The organism is Arenibacter sp. P308M17 (assembly GCF_003426735.1).
Taxonomy (GTDB): domain Bacteria; phylum Bacteroidota; class Bacteroidia; order Flavobacteriales; family Flavobacteriaceae; genus Arenibacter.
The window spans coordinates 230378-246656 of sequence record NZ_QVON01000002.1; the positions used below are offsets into that span (position 1 = coordinate 230378).

Annotated in this window: 6 protein-coding genes; all 6 read left to right on the top strand. The window is 42.5% G+C overall.

Features of this window, described 5'->3' with window-relative positions:
* Positions 1 to 208 precede the first annotated feature (208 nt).
* The 6 genes from D0S24_RS04990 to D0S24_RS05015 all read left to right on the top strand — a co-directional run bounded on the left by D0S24_RS04990 (position 209) and on the right by D0S24_RS05015 (position 16262).
* Complete coding sequence (locus tag D0S24_RS04990; RefSeq protein ID WP_117018765.1) at positions 209 to 7732, top strand: gliding motility-associated C-terminal domain-containing protein; 7524 nt, start codon at positions 209 to 211, stop codon at positions 7730 to 7732.
* Positions 7733 to 7761: 29 nt separating this feature from the next.
* A complete protein-coding gene (locus D0S24_RS04995) occupies positions 7762 to 8760 on the top strand; it encodes a PorP/SprF family type IX secretion system membrane protein (protein ID WP_181938028.1) in 999 nt (332 codons plus the stop codon).
* Positions 8761 to 9626: 866 nt separating this feature from the next.
* Entirely contained in the window at positions 9627 to 12725 is a 3099-nt protein-coding gene (locus D0S24_RS05000; RefSeq protein WP_181938029.1) for a TonB-dependent receptor, read from the top strand.
* 18 nt (positions 12726 to 12743) lie between these two features.
* Positions 12744 to 14213, top strand: coding sequence for a RagB/SusD family nutrient uptake outer membrane protein (locus D0S24_RS05005; RefSeq protein ID WP_117018768.1), 1470 nt, complete (start codon positions 12744 to 12746; stop codon positions 14211 to 14213).
* 301 nt (positions 14214 to 14514) lie between these two features.
* Entirely contained in the window at positions 14515 to 15360 is an 846-nt protein-coding gene (locus tag D0S24_RS05010) for an endonuclease/exonuclease/phosphatase family protein (protein WP_181938030.1), read from the top strand.
* Positions 15361 to 15413: 53 nt separating this feature from the next.
* On the top strand, positions 15414 to 16262 hold the full coding sequence (locus D0S24_RS05015) for an endonuclease/exonuclease/phosphatase family protein (RefSeq protein ID WP_117018770.1): 849 nt from the start codon (positions 15414 to 15416) through the stop codon (positions 16260 to 16262).
* Positions 16263 to 16279 lie beyond the last annotated feature (17 nt).

Consider the following 16279-nt stretch of genomic DNA (forward strand, 5'->3'; position numbering starts at 1 on the left):
AATATGCATAAGGGTCACAACTTTGGCAGCTAAGTCCAAAATTCATACCTCCATTTCACCACAAAAATATGAGGTTTCACAACAAAACCATTCCCTACTTTATTAATGCATATCGATAGCCGCAATATATCCAAGCGTTGACTCGTTATAGGGTCTTTCCTACAAAAGTGGGTCAAATCACTTGGAGTAAAATATAAGGGGCAAAATCATGATAAAATCGACCAAAAAACTACTACTGCCATTTTTATTGATCTGTTTTAATTTCTGGTATGGCACAGCTCAGGTTTCCAACAGCCTGCTGAACACCAATTTCTCTTCCTGTGGCAGCAACCTACCACAGACCGAACTAAATCTTGGCAACTTGGTGCTTTCCGAAGCTCTGGCTACGGATTTCGGCTCGGGTACCTTTACCTTTTATATACAGGCTCCCTCCAATTTTGAAATTAATGCAACTTCATTTACGGAAACGGGCACCGATATTGGCAGTGCCTCCGTAGCCCAGGACCCAGGCAATGCCTCAAGATTGGAAGTCACCATAACCACCAACGCCCAAGGTTCTTTGGATGTATTTACAATCGAAAACATTAGAATTCAACTTATCCCCGGTTCAACAAGTACCAATGGCAGTTTACGCTATGTATTGGCAGGCAACGCCAATAAGTTGAACGGCCTTACCGACAATCAGTCGCTCGCAAATATTTCTTTCACCGCCCTTACCGGAGGAACAGGGGTAGACCAACAGGTTTGTGCCATTAGCGACGTACAGAACATCAGTATTACCGGTTCCAATATTACCCAAAGCAGAACGTTTGAATGGGAAAGGGACATTAACGGTACCTGGACCGCAATTGCCAATTCCAATACGGAGATTTTGGTAGTGGACAAGCCAACTTTTCCTAACGGCATAAGTAGATATCGTAGACTTACCACCTTCATGCTCAACGGGGAATCCTGTACCCAGGTCAGCACCGTTGCAACCGTTACCGTAAATGAAATATATGCCGGAACCATAACGGATGGGACCGGTCAAAATGTTTGTGCCACCCAAATACCGGCGCAATTAAGTACTTCCGGCGATGTGGCGGTTACCCCTTCAGGGACCACTACTTATCAATGGTACAAAAACGATTCAGGCCCATGGGATTTAATTACCGGGGCAACGGACAATTTTTATCAACCTGGCGCCCTGTCCAAAACAACCTCCTTTAAAAGAAGGGTTACCAACGTTTTAAACGGATTTAGTTGCTTTAAGGAAACCCCGGCGGTTTCCATCATTGTAAATGCTGCCGTATTGGGAGGTACGGCCACCAATCAAAATATATGTGCGCTGGGCGAATTACAACTGTTGACCGTAAACAATGGGGAAAACAACGGTACCTACCAATGGCAGAAATACGACGGAAGTAACTGGGTAAACATAAATGGCGCCACACAAAGCAACTACAATGCCAGTGCCAACCTAAATCCGGGAATAGAGCAATTTAGAAGGGTTACCACCATTTCAGGGGCTAGTTGCCAGGGTGTTAGTACAGTGGCCACCATTACGTATACCAATTTTTCCGTGGGAAGTATTACGGGTACCGATACGGTCTGTTACAATGAAGTTCCAAATGCGATAACATCCATCACCAATGCCTCCGGATCAGGTACTATTTCATATCAATGGGAACGATTTAACGGAAGTACATGGACCGCCATTTCGGGGGCCAATAACGCCGAGTATCAGCCAAGTGCCCTAAGCCAGACCACATCCTTTAGAAGACAGGATAACATACTCCTTAACGGGTATAGCTGTTCGGCTTATACCAATGAAATAGAGATTACCGTATTTAATCAAATCAGCGGAGGAACCGCAAGTGCGAACCAAACTATCTGCGCCGGGGAATTACCCAATTCCATTTCCATAAGCAACGGTACCGCTGCAGGCCCCAACATAAGCTATCAATGGCAATCTGCCACCACAGGTAATTTTACAAATATAAACGGGGAAACCAATGCCGTTTATAATTTTTCAGTAGCACCTGCGGTTACTACCAGATATAGAAGACAGACCATAGTTTCCAATAACGCCAAAGTATGTTTGCAAAATTCAACGGTAAGCACTGTATTTGTAAACAGCCTTAGTATGGGGATCATTGGTAATAATCAGGATGTTTGTGCCGGACAGGCGCCCGGCACTATTATTAATTTAGGGAATACTACCGCCCTGGGCAATCTAACCTATGCTTGGGAGGTATCCACCGATAATGGGACAAGCTGGAGCCCAATAGCTTCCGCTACAGGACCTACATATACCCCTGGACTGCTTACCATGTCTACCAAATATAGAAGACTGGATACCTCCACTCTAAACGGCTTGGCATGTACAGATTACACCAACGAAGTTTCCATCAACGTAGCCGGAGTTATTTCAGGTGGCGAAGCATCGGCAGACCAAGCTGTCTGCGAAGATGAAGCCCCAGCTACCATCACAGTTGCCAATGGCACACCGGCCGGACCGGGAATAAATTTCCAGTGGTATTCCTCAACGGATAATATCAATTATACCTTGATGAACGGGGAAGCAGGCGAAAACCTAAGCTTTTCCACAGGATTGGCCACATCGACCTATTTTAGGAGAAATGTTACCAACACCAACAATGGAAATATTTGTGAGGCCTCCAGTCTTCCAACCTTGGTTACCCTAATAAGCTTATCAGAAGGGGCAATTTCACAAACCCAGACGGTTTGTGGGAATGACAACATAGGTCCAATTACAAGTACGGCCAATGCCACTTCCAATGGAACTATTAGTTATACATGGCAGAGTTCCCCGGATGGAAACATCTGGTCCGATATTGCCAATACCGATCAAGCTACTTATACTCCTGTAAATTCTGGCGATTTACAGACGTATTATAGAAGAAAGGCCAGTTCAACTTTACAGGGCATCACTTGCGAGGCCATAACCACAGCGGTTATAGTGTATGTAAACAAATTTGACAATCCATCTGGACATAATATTACTTTTTCCTCCGGGGCCACCGGAACTACCGAAGTTTGCAATGGTGGGGATCCACAGCCTTTTAGCGCCAACTTTCCATTGATTGCCTCTGGAACCGTAAGCTACCAATGGCAGGTTTCCAGTGATAATGTATCCTTTTCGGATATTCCTGGGGCAACCTCCGTTACCTACGATCCTCCTGCCGTAACACAGGACAATTACTACAGAAGAATTACGACCTCCACTTTAAATGGCCTATCCTGCAGTGTAACCAGTAATGTCCTGACCATCATTAACGGTGGAAATGCAACAGGGGGCACCATTGGTACCACCCATGCCAACGGCACCAATGGACCAAATGAAGAGGTAATATGTAAAGGAAACGATCCCAGCCTAATAGAGGAACTTGCACCGTCTACGGGCCAGACATTGACCTACCGATGGTATGCCAATGGGGCCTTGATTCCAAGTGCCACGGGAACAAGCTATGACCCACCTAACATCACGTTTACAACAACATATATTAGAACTACTATCAGCACCGATATTTCCGGGGTGGAATGTACGGTAAACAGTAATCCTGTAACCGTCTTGGTGCCCCAAGCGGACAATATAGGCAATAATATCACGCTTTGCCTCAATTCCATGGCCCCGGCCCTGGGCAACCCGAGCGCCATAGAAGGACTCCCTTATTTGGATTTTCAATGGTACGAATCCATTGACGGAAGTACTTTTAATTCCATCCCTGGTGCAACAAATGCAACATATACCCCTGGAAACCCATTTACCGCCGATAAATGGTACCGTAGGGATTATCAAGCCACCGTAGATGCCGTTGTATGTGCTCCTTATGCACCAAGTAATGTGATCAGAATTCTTGTCAATGATGTGGACGCAGGCACCATTTCAGGTGACCAAAAAATTTGCTATGGGGAAGATCCTGCCGTTTTAGGAAATACCGTAGGGGGTACTGCAGAAGGAATATTGAAATATCAGTGGTATTCCTCAACGGATAACACTAATTGGGGTATTATTAATGGGGCAGTTAACAGTACTTATGACCCGGTTGCCGGCAGTTATCCCACTACCTATTTCAAAAGGACTTCATCATCAACCTTGAATAATGTGGTCTGTACGGAAGACAGCAATACCGTTGTGGTACAGGTTACTGAAGAATTGTTGCCAGGAACCCTGGTGAACGATCAGACTATCTGCGAAGGGGTTGTACCCGGAGCATTAACGGTAACCGGTGGCAGCACCTTTGTGGACCAGACCTATGACTGGTATGCTTCCCCTGATGCTAGCGTATGGACAGATCTAAACGTACATTCCGCTTCCTATACGCCTCCAGTCCTAACTTCTACCTTGTATTATAAGCGGACCATTACCAGAACCAGTTTGGTAGACCAGACCTGTGTGGTGGAGACCAACCCTATCCAGGTTATCCTTAACGCCGTTTATGCTGGAAAAATAACGGACAATCAGTCGGTTTGCGAAGGAAGTCAGCCTTTGGCCATTGTGGAACAGGAATCGGCAACGGGTGCGGGGGTACTCACCTATCAGTGGTGGTCTTCCCCTGACAATCAAACCTATACCGCCGTAGGCGGTGCCATACAGCAAAATTATACCCCTCCAAGTACCCTTGCCACCTCTACCTATTTTAAAAGAGTGGTTACCAGCACCTTAAATGGAGTGGCCTGTGCGGATGAGACCTCGCCAAAAATAGTAACCGTAATTCCCTATGCCATTATAGATAATGATGCCATTATTGACAACGACATCACCAATGTAAGTTGCAATGGTGGAAATGATGGAAGTATTGTAATTCCCAACTCCAGGATTACCGGAGGTAATACGGCCCAAAAGCAAATAAACACCATAACCCTTTTTGGCACCCCAACTTTTAACAATACCTATAGTATCATTATCGATAATAAGGTCTATGATCACCAGGTTACACTGAACGGTTCCAATCAGCCCCAGGATAACAATGAAGTGGCCGTAGCACTTGCACAAAAGATAAATACGGCAACCGGACCTAATTTAAGCGCTGTTGTGGCAACGACCAATTCCAATGAAATTATATTGACTGCCAAAGTTGAGGGAATTGGATTTACGGCCTTTGTGAGTACGGGAACCGATCCCAATGTTAGTACTTCCAATGTAATAACCCAATCCAATGCGGTTGCAAACACCTATGTATGGTCCAAAATTGGGGATAACAGCTTTACGGCCTCTACCTTAAGTATAAGCAATCTTACGGCAGGAGCCTACCAATTAACGGTATATAACGAATTCTGTGGAATTACGTCTTCCCCTTTTATAGTATCGGAACCGGAGGTTCTGACGCTGAACATTGGGGATACCTGTAATGCGGCCATTACGGCCTATAGCACTGGAGGTATTGCACCATTCACCTATACGATAACAGGGCCCAATGGTATTCCCTTGGTGCAGACATCAAATAATCCAAATATTACCTACACCAATTTAATAGGGGGGGCTACCTACAATATAAGTGTACAGGATGCCTCTTGTGGAATACTGGAATCGCAATCCGTAATCCTGCCGTTGGGACTACAATTTGATCAGGCCTCCGTGGTAGTGGAAAATGCCACTTGCTTTGGTCAAAATGACGGTAGCATTAGTTTGAACATTGGAGCTACAACGGTGACAGGGGGTAATCCTCCCTATAACTTTAGTTGGACCGGTCCGGATAATGCCAATTTTACCACACAGAACATTTCCAACCTGGCACCAGGGGTATATATCCTATCCGTAACGGACCAACTTGGTTGTTCCGCAACCTATACTGCCAATGTAGCCTCCAAAGCCCAATTGGAAATCAGTAGTGTCCAGGTGATCAACCAGCAGTTACAATGTGCCGGGGATGCCAATGCCGAAATTAGCATACAGATAAGTGCCGACCCTAGCAGCCAATTACAGATAAACTGGTTCAAAAATGGAACTAGCTATGCTACCAACAATACCAGTCTTACCAATTTAGGGGGAGGCAGCTACGAAGTGGTCATTATTGATACCAACAGTGATGCCAACGCACCATGTACGGTGAGACAAACCTTTAATATCGTGGCCCCGGCCATTTTTAGTGCCACTGCCATTACTACAGGCAACGGAAGTTGTGTAGATCCCAGTGCAGGACGTGAATTCACCTTTAGTGTACAGGGCGGTACGGCTCCATATCAATATACACTGGATAATGGAACAGCTGTAATCTTCAATAGTACGCAAATTACCATAAGCTCGCTTTCCAATAGCAGTCATGTAATAACGGTAACCGATGCCAATCAGTGCGTTGTACAAACATTTACCATGGATAGTTATGAAGCTATGGATTATAGCGGTGCCAAATCGTATACCATTCCACCTTGTGAAGCCGAATACGCCTTTAGCCTAAATACCAATTTAATAACGGGGGGAAAACCTTTTGTGGACGGAAACAATAATCCATATTATTTTTATGACTGGCGGGGTCCCAACAATTTTGTGGCCCAGGACATTACCAGTTTTGATGCGGTACCAGGTTCCTATTGGTTGACCATAACGGATAGTAATGACTGTTCTTCCGAAGAAATTGAGTTTACCTTCAATACCACCTATGCACCAATAGTTGTAAACAGGACCATTACCCCGGTAAGCTGTGGAGCCACCAATGACGGAACCATTTCCATTTCGGTGAGCGGTGGCCTAAGACCGTATTCTATTGTATGGGAGAAAGAAACTGCCGGTACGGCCAACAATCCCGATCCGGTGTTTACTCCTTTCGGCCAGAACATAACTCAATTGAGCGGATTGGAAGAAGGAAGGTTAAGACTTACCATTACCAGTAATATCAATGGTTGTACCAATGCCGACCCGGCTTATTATTATCAGGAGATCATTACGATCAACAAAGCGGAATCCCTTCAGCTGTTGGACGGACCTTATTTGGACCAGTCCCTTTGTTTGGGGAATCCGGGTAGTATTTCCGTATCGGTTTTCAATAGTCAACCAGGCGATTTAAGTTTTTACTATGAAGGTGCCTTGGTACCTTCCGTAAAAACGGGAACCAATACATATGCTGTCCAAATTGGAAGTCCGTTGGAGAATGCCAGTCTAAATGTGGTAAATGACCAAGGGTGTGGAATAACCATGCCGATAAGTGCCGGGGTAACAGACCCTTCGTTTACCTATAGCTCGGACGAATATGAAATTACAGGTCTTTTAATGGCCAAAGAAGATATTCGGTTCAGCATCAGCAGTGAAGCCGGTTTTGGTAATGCCTCGTGGGATTTTGGTGATGGGAGCCCCATTGTCAATATAGATCCAGCTGCGGACGGAATAATGACCACACATGTATTTAGCTACCCAGGTATTTTTACCACCACCCTAACATTGTTCAACGATCAGGGCTGTAGTAAAACAGTGCAACAGGATGTACAGGTGGGCAACGGCTACGACGTAATGTTTCCCAATGTTTTCTCGGCCAATACGGATGGCATAAACGATTACTTCCAAGGCGAATTTACGGGGATAGCCTCCTTTACCTTTCAGATTTATGATATGTGGGGCGCCTTGGTCTATAGTGTTGCCTATGACTATGACAATATGCCCGTAAACTGGGGTTGGAATGGTAATTATAGTTCCGGAAAACCCTATAAAAATACTTCTTTCAGATATCTGTTTGTAGGAACCACAAGAGATAATAACCAAATTACCAAAACTGGGGAAGCCTCAATTTTAAGATAGACTAAACGAGCATTAAAAAATATAAACGTGTGAAAAAGCTTAATCTAATAACCCTACTAATTGTTCTTATTTCGTTGGGGACCAACGCCCAGGAAAAATTTGTGAACAACCTTAGTAAGGTACCAGCGTCCCTAAACCCCAGTTTTCATGCCTTTAAGGATAAAACTAGGATAGGGGTATTGGCCGAATTTGCCAGTCAAAGCCAAGGTAATCAATCCCAACATAAATATGCCTTTGGTTCAACTGCCTTTGAGGAATACAATTTTCAGCTGGGCGTGGATCTGTTCAATAACAATCTGAACAATTCGGGGTTTAATTACACTTCTGCGGCCTTGAGCTATATGTATAAATTGGTTTTGAAAAACGATTGGATCATATATCCCGGAATAACGGCCGGCTATAGCAATTACAGATACGATTTTAACAATCTTACCTTTCAGGATCAGATAAACATCTTTACGGGCCAAATTAGTGCTAATACCATAGACCCCATTACTGCCTCCGAAAATGTAGGCTATTTGGATATGGGCGCATCGGTACTCATACATAACGATATCAATACGCTTTTTGGTCTTTCCTTTAAGCATTTGAACCAACCACGGATATCCTCCAAACAGAGTGAAAATAACGTGAATTTAAACATGCTCATTTCCGGGCAGTTTGGGTATGAATTGGATATCAATAAATACGGACAGGCCAAATTACCGGAGCATTCCTACTTGTACTTCTTTAATGCAGTCTCCGTACAAGGTCCGAATACAAGGTTGGATTTTTATCAGGACGTTACTTTGGGCAACTTTAGTATTGGCATAAACGAACATCTCAACTATTTGGAAAATGCCTCTTTTTCCGAAATTGGTTTTGCCACCAGCCTTACCCTGGAAACCTTTGAATTTGGTCTCAACTATAGACTGCCCTTTGGTGGTGAGGCCAAACAATATATTCCCAATTCGTTGGAATTGTTTTTAGTCTTTGATATTTCAAGGTTTAAGGATAGGGGAAGATCGGATTACAGTAAGTTTTATTGATTATTTGGTTCTACAAGGTACTGTTTACCGCCCCAAAAAAGCTCCTATCCAAATCGACAGAAATTAATTTTTGACTTTAACTCGGCTATAAACCATAGTTGAACAATGCAACACTTCCTTAAATGGGTATTGAAAAAGTAATTTTCAATGGTTAACCCACTCCGCTATATCAGGAAAAAATTCCCTTTTGGTACCTCAAAAAAACTAAGATAAACCCAATGCAAACCTTTGCATTGATATTTATTTCATTCTAATAGGTGATTCGCTGCTTTTTTTGTTGATTTGATTGTCCACATTGTAAAATAATTTATATTTAATTAATATAATTATAAAAAATTAACTATTTGTTAATATTGGACCTGAGAACACTAGGAAAAATAATCAATAATTTTAGAATCGAAAAAGTCGTCAAAAAGAAATCGGGAAATGTACCAGCATTCCCCGATCAAATAAAAAGCGATTAAACAAATGTCTAACCCCCTTTAAGCACTTCAAATATATGGAAAATCTTCTATAACTTTTCGGGTCAGCCGCCCATTTTATGATTTAATTTAGATTTAGGGACACCTTTTCCTACAATTAATCAAGGCTTTTACGCATTATTTCCCGTTATGCAGTACTTGTTCCAACAAGTAGGAGAAATTAACGGCATTACCTAGAATTTTTTACTTGTTTCAGTGGAACTGTGTTATGTAGTACAGTTCATTTTGCCAATGCTTTACCAGAGAGGAATGTTTACTTCTGTCCGGTATGGAGTTATAAGCCTCAAATCGTATCCACGCTACATTTGGATGTACATGTATACCGTCTTACTAGAGCCCTATAGAATAATTTAACCAAAAATCAACTTAAAATTTGTAATGGAAATGAAATTAAAACTCAATTTAAGACAAAAGCCTAGAGCAGCGGGCTTATTCTTGGTAACTGCATTGTTTGCTGCCGGAATACAACCCATGTTCGGCAATAAAATCGCCGAAAAAACGATTTTCGAAGCCAATTATCAATCCATTACCGTCAATGGCGTGGTCAGTGACGATAGTGGTGCACCTCTACCGGGTGCAAGCGTTATAGTCAAAGGAACCACCAAGGGAACCATTACGGATTTTGATGGCAAGTATTCCATCGAGGCCGATTCGGGCAGTATTTTGGTATTTAGTTATCTGGGTTACAAGACGATCGAGGTCAGTGTGGATGGCAATACCAATATAAATGCCGTTCTACCCATGGATGCGACCCAGTTGGACGATGTGGTAGTGGTTGGTTATGGAACCCAGAAAAAAAGTGAGGTAACCTCTTCCATTTCCCAGATAGACGGGAAGGATTTTCAGACTTCCACAGCTTCAAACGCTGCCATGGCATTACAGGGCAGGGCCTCCGGAGTTGAATTTGTAAACTCTGGCACCCCGGGAAGTACCCCTAGTATTAGAATCAGGGGTATCGGCACCATTAACAACTCCCAACCCCTTATTGTTTTGGATGGAGTACCAGTAGATGGTAATGTTTTGGCACAAATTGCATCCTCGGAAATACAGTCGGTGGAGATTTTAAAAGATGCCGCATCCGGTGCCATATACGGTACAAGGGCTGCCAACGGTGTAGTTTTAATAACGACCAACAATGCCAAATTTAACGAGAAAACCACCGTAAGGCTCAACGCTTCTACTGGTTTTAACAGTGTTATAAAAAAATATCCCGTTACCAATGCCGAACAGCTCTATGAATTGAAACGGGAACGTTACACTATGGACGGTCTTCCAATAGATCCTAATTCACCCTGGGCCGATGAGTACTACAATCAGACCAGGACCGATTGGCAGGATGAAATGTTCAGGGATGGCCTTTTTCAGGATTACAACATGAACATAAGTGGAGGTTCGGATAAATCGACCATCAACGCCAATATTTTTTATAGGGATGAAGAGGGTACCCAAATCAATACCTACCTTAAGCGTTTGGGAATTTCCATGAGGGGGACCCAAAAAATATCCGATCGTTTTAGAATTGAGGAGAATATAAGAATAACCAACAACCATACTTTATTGACGCAGGATGACGGTGCCACAGGTACTTCCCAGACCATTTATTCCTCTTATAGGTATATGCCGGCAATTCCGGTAAAATATGAGGATGGCAGTTATGGTTCCGGCCTGGCCTCGACCCAATTGGGCGATATGTGGAATCCAGTATATAAGGCAAAAGAGGAATGGAAACATAGATATAGATTTAATACATTGGTAAGTATTAAGGCCGACTATGATCTAACCGATGCCTTAACACTCACTGCCAGAGCGTCCTATCAGAAGTCGACTTCTAAATTTGAAGAGTTTAATAACATTACACCAAATCAGTCCAGGACCATAAACCTGCCCATTTTGAGAGTCAATACGGATGAAACCACCGTAACTTTGGGAGAATTGTTCACAAGCTATACAAAATCTACGGGATTGCACAATATTGGGGCAGTTCTCGGTATATCCGGCCAAGTGGACAAAGGAAACTTTATGAATATGTCCGGTGAAGGTTTCGCCTCAGTCGACAAAAACCAATTGGTGATGGACAATGCCTCCATAATTAGGGGCAACGGCAATGATTATTTGGCAACTGGCCTGGCTTCCGCTTTTGTCCGTGGAACCTATTCCTATAACAATAAGTATTATTTATCGGCCATTTTTAGGGCGGATGGTTCTTCAAGGTTTGCAGATGGAAACCGCTGGGGATACTTCCCTTCCATATCCGGGGGCTGGAGAATTTCGAACGAAAGCTTTTTGGAAGACAACGCCACTATTTCCAACATGAAATTAAACGTAGGTTGGGGCCAGCTTGGAAATCAAAATGTGAGTGCCTTTCAATATTTGAATACCTATAGCAAGAACATCAGGTATACTTTGAACGACACCAATTTAACTGGGACACGCTTGGCCTCCTTTGCCAATCCGGATATTACCTGGGAAACTACAAGTGCCTTGAACATCCTATTGGAGCTGGGGCTGTTCCAAAACAAATTAAATTTGGATATTGCCTATTTTGATAGACTTACTTCCGATATGTTGATTCCTTTACCTGGTCTGAATACCGCTGGTTTGGTAGCCATTCCCGATTCCAATATTGGAGAAATGCGCAATTCCGGATTTGAAATTGAACCATCCTATTCAGGACAGTTGGGCGAATTAAGTTTTGAACTCGGCGTTAACGCTACAATCATAAAGAACGAAGTGACCAAGCTCTACGGCTCCAGCAAGTTTATTTCTGGAGGAGATCAGACCAGGACCTATGAAGGGGAACCGATCAGTTCGTTCTATGGCTGGAAAACGGATGGAATATATCAAAACCAAACAGAAGTAAACAACGACCCCAATATTTCATTGGATCCCAGAAGAGCGGATATTACCCCAGGGGATGTTCGTTTTGTGGATACCAACGGCGATAATATTGTTGATGAACAGGACAGGGTGCATATAGGGGACGCCAACCCAAGTTTGCTTTTGGGCTTTCACGCCGATCTTAATTATAAGGGGTTCGACTTTTCAGCCGTTTTTAGCGGGGCGTTTGGGCATGAACTTTATGATGCGATGATGATGAGGGGAATTGATCCTACCCAAAGCGCCAATATGGATGCAGTGGCCTATGAAAGATGGACGGGAGAAGGTACTTCCAACAGGTTCCCAAGAATGTCCACCATACGCGCAAATGACAATTACAGGGTTTCCGAACTAGGCTTAAAAAGCGGTAATTATATGAGAATGAAAGATGTTGTCCTAGGCTATACCATTCCGAAGACCCTGACGGAACAAATAGGGGTAAGCAACTTAAAATTTTATATTTCTGGACGTAACCTGTTGACCATCACTAAATTTGATGGCGTGGACCCAGAGGAAAGCGGAACCAATAACTTGACCCGTGGTGTTATATTCAACAATTATCCACAATCCAAAAGTGTTGTTCTCGGAGCAAACATTACATTTTAACTTTAAAGACATATAACCATGAAAAAATTCATATTCATATTACTGTCCATAATCATGACCACTTCTTGTGATGATATATTGGAACAAGATTTAGTTGGGAAAAGAACGGATCAGGACTATTGGACCACAGAGGCGGATATGGTCGATGCCTTGGCCGCTGCCTATGGACAATGGCCTACAAGGGCCTTGGGCATGCACGACCTGTTTTTTGACAATCAGGGCGATGACCATTGGAGGGCAGGGGATCATGCCGAAGATGAAGAAATTGAAACATTCAACACCAATCCCGCCAACTATAAACTAAGGGATACCTATAGATACAAATACGAAGTGATCAGTAGTGCAAATGGCATTTTGATCAATGGCCCCAAAGTTAAGGAGTTGGGGGCCATAAGTGATGCCTCCTACAATTCCATTATGGGACAGGCCTATTTTTTACGCGCCTATGCGTACTATCGATTATATTTAATTCATGGTCGGGTTCCTATCATTACTGAAGAAAATGTTTTGACCAATGAATATAATGTTCCCAAATGCGAATCCCCGGAAATATTAAGTGATTTTATTCTGGCCGATCTGGAACAGGCCGTTTCCCTTTTGCCCATGGACAATGTTCCGGGAAGTGTTGGCAAGGGTGCTGCCTGGGCGGTAATGACTTCCATATTCATGCATAGGGCCGAAGATTACGGAAATGCCGAATTTTTGAACAAGGCCATAACCGCTGGTCAAAATGTAGTGGACAATTATCCGTTGGCAGATGATTATCTTTCCCTATTTCGTGAAGGCAATCAATATTTAAAGGAAAACCTTTTTATAATGATGAACGATTTGGATTGGATCAACCAAAGTATCATGTCCAAACATAGGGGCCCAAGACCTTGGGGAATGTATGGCTTTCAGGAACCTTTGGACGATCTTGTAAATGAATTTGAAGACGGGGACGTTCGGAAAAGTGTAACCATTATTTCTGATGGGGAATTTGCACTTCAAGGATCTTTGGGATTGGTGGAACATACTCCAGACCTGACCAACACGGGGCATAGTTATTTTAAGTATATGGATTGGACCGAAAGCGGAAATTTTAACCACGGCTTAAATATTCCATTTTTGAGGGCTGCCGATACCTATTTATTGGTGGCAGAGGCACAGATCAGATTAAACGGCGCCGGTGCGGGAGACGATTTGATAAACGCAGTGCGCGAAAGAACTGGTCTGGGTCCAGTCTCAGGAGCGGATATTGATGATCTGATCCATGAAACAAGGGTTGAACTGGCCGGAGAAAATTTCCGCTATCAGAACCTTCTTAGATGGCACAAGGCAGGTATTTATGATCTGGAAGAGTTTTTGGCGAGACCTGAAAAAATGATTCCTGCCGATCTGGGAAGGAAAATATGGAATGCTCCCAAGAATTTTTATCAACCGCTATATCAAACGGATATTGATAATTCGGATGGCGTGCTTGAACAAAATCCGGATTGGGTCAATTAAAATTGATTCGGTAAGTCTGCTGCAAAGGGAAAAGTAGTTAGTATTGATTAACTTCATTATCTCATTGCAACCGGCCAACCTGAGGGTTTTAAAATAATAAGAGTTCAGTTTTTTTCAATTATATTTTTACAATTGTGTTGTCACTTAAATTCCCCAAAAAGTATTTTTAGTACTTTTCTATATTAGGAACTGTACTGAAATATTCCTGGGGAATTTAAATTGATAACAGTTACAAATCAAGGAGATAGGGATAGGATTTTGACTCCCAAAAAAATTGTTTAACCAAAATAAAATTATGACGATGGAACATAAAGCAAAAAAAAATATTTATAGGGCATTGATTCCGGTCTACCTGATTATGCACCTTTCCTATGGTCAAAGTTTATCCCAAAAGGAAACATTGGATCAACAGGATCCAATAACACTAAAGGTAGCCGCTTATAACGTAGAGTTCAGTGACAAAGGCACCGCTGAGGAAATAGGGGAGTTCCTGAAGTCTTACCAATTTGATGCCGTATGTTTTTCGGAAGCGCCAGGAGGGGATTGGACCAAAAAAGTGGGTGCAGTGATGGGACTAAATCATGTCTTGGTTGGTAAATATTCCACCGCAGGCCATAAAGACAAATACAAGACCATAGCGAGCCGTACCCCATTATCAAATTATGAAGAAGTGCTAATGGCCGATACCTTACATACGGCAACCAGGGCTACCACTATGGTAAAAGGTAAAGAAATCACCTTGTACTCCGTTCATTTTCCTTTTGGTTGGAGAGATCAGGCACATATAGATGAAACTACCAACAAGATAGCCACCTTTGTAAATTACTTAAGGGAGAAGCAGTCCGATGAAACTTCTTTGGTCATGGGCGATTTCAATTTCGTACTATCTACCAATGATTATGTAAGCCCTTATTATGAAATGTTTGTAGAATTGGGGATGGTTTCCAGTTGGCGCGATTTGGGCATTGATGTCACCGGTTTGGGAACCATGGTAAAATTTAAACCTGAAAGCAAACCTGCAGGTGGGGTAATAGATCATATTATCTACCCTACCAACAAAGTGAAAGCTATAAATGGACAGATTATGGAAATGGAGAAACCGTTATCCGATCACAAACCGGTATGGGCATTGTTGGAAATAAATTAAATACAAATAAAAAATTATTACCTTCATTTTAAGATCAATAAAAAATTAAAAAGATGAAAAACGGTCTCGTCCTGACAATGATGATCATTGTTAATTTTGTGTATTCCCAAAACGCTATAAAAACAAATGTAATGTCCTTTAATATTAGGTATGACGAACCGCAGGACAAGGAACAGAACTGGCACCAAAGAAAGGAAAATGTGGTGAGAATGCTAAAGTTTTACGATTTGGATATGATCGGTTTACAAGAGGTATTACTTTCCCAATTAAATTACCTCAAATCTAATTTGGATGCCTATGAAGTTGTTGGGGTTGGCAGGGAAGACGGTAAGGATAAAGGGGAATTTGTCCCCATATTTTATAAAAAAGACAGATATGCCCAAATAAATACAGGTACCTTTTGGCTTAGCGAAACTCCAAATGAAGTGAGTAAAGGATGGGATGCCAATTTGGAAAGGATAGTAACCTGGGTAATTTTATTGGATAAAAAAAGTAACAGGGAAGTTGTCTTTTTTAACACCCATTTTGATCATAGGGGAGTGGAAGCCCGAATAAAAAGTGCGGAACTATTAAAATCCAAAATCGTGGACCTTGCACAGGGCAGGCCGGTTGTCCTTACGGGCGATTTTAATTCCGTACCAGAGTCCGATGCCATTAGAACCTTAACGAATACAAGTGACGACAACAGTCTTGTCAACTCCAATGAATTGGCCAAATTAACTTACGGGCCAAATTGGACTTCAGGTGGTTTTGATAGCAAACCTTTTGATCAGCGAAGGATTATTGACTATATATTTTTGAAGGATATCACCGTGGTGAACAGATATGCCGTTTTCACTGAAAAATTAAATGAAATTTGTTTGTCAGACCATTGCCCTGTATTCACCCAAATTGAAATGTAAATTTTTTCTGAATGCCC